This is a genomic window from Acetobacter pomorum (genome assembly GCF_002738225.1).
GTDB classification, from domain to species: domain Bacteria; phylum Pseudomonadota; class Alphaproteobacteria; order Acetobacterales; family Acetobacteraceae; genus Acetobacter; species Acetobacter pomorum.
In genome coordinates this window covers 1-960 of the sequence record NZ_PEBQ01000065.1, presented here as the reverse complement: position 1 = coordinate 960, position 960 = coordinate 1, and the positions used below count along the sequence as shown (strand labels likewise).

1 protein-coding gene is annotated in these 960 nt (G+C 51.9%); it reads right to left on the bottom strand.

Annotation, left to right across the window (positions count from 1 at the left end):
• Window positions 1-960 (bottom strand): TonB-dependent receptor plug domain-containing protein (locus CSR02_RS04500; RefSeq protein WP_408736571.1); only part of this gene is annotated, 960 nt, incomplete at both ends.

Sequence of the window (960 nt, the reverse complement as noted above, 5' to 3'; positions counted from 1 at the left end):
CTTCGCGCCATAGCGGCCATTGACCAACAGATTGACAGATGCGCAGCCAGTTGCTGCGCTGGACGCATTGGCGCACCCTTGCTGGTAAGGATTGGCCCGATACTGGTTGAGTGACAATCTTGCTGGCAAAAACGCATCCGTGACGTTGTTGACAAATTTCAGGATAAGACGATCAGCAGACGTCAGATTGACACGCAGCCGCACATTTTCTGTCGAGGTATTATAACGACTATTGGCAATGAAGCCGTTTCCACGCACATCGCTGCCAAAGATCATCAGATCGTAGTGTCTGTTGCCAAAGCCGAGGGTGGCATAGTTGTTGAACATCCCGAAACTGCCGAAATCGGAGCCCAGTTCCAGTCCGTGAATATCTGCTCCCTTCCGGGTGCGGAAATTGATGGCGCCGTTGATGGCATAATTACCATACAGGGTTGAGGCTGGCCCCTCGAAAACATCGACACCCTGATAGGCATGAGGGTCGATCAAGTCGGCCCGAGCTGTCCCATCAGGCTGGGTCATGGGGAACCCATCTTCCAGCACCTGAATATTTTTAAGTCCCCATGATTGACGATCTCCCGACCCACGAATGGAAACGTTTGTATCGCGAGGGCCATTCCCCTGAGTGAAGCTGACACCGGGAATGGTGACCACCATGTCTGCAACACTCTGTCCAACCTGGTTCGCGAAATTACTTCGATCGGAACTATAAGTCGTCTGGCCTGCAGGTCGAGTAAGGGCTGAAGATCGGCTTAATCCCGTTACAAGAATCTGTTCGTTTTTGGCGGGAGTTTTTTTGGTTCTGGGCGTAGGAAGAACACGCTTACTCAAAGATGGACGAGGCTTCTCTGCACCGATGGCAGCGTGCGTCGTGGTGGCCGAGAAAATGGCACCAGCGATCATTGTCCCGTAAAACGGGAGTGAAAAATAAACAGTACGAAACATGTGAAGGAACCTGAAGAG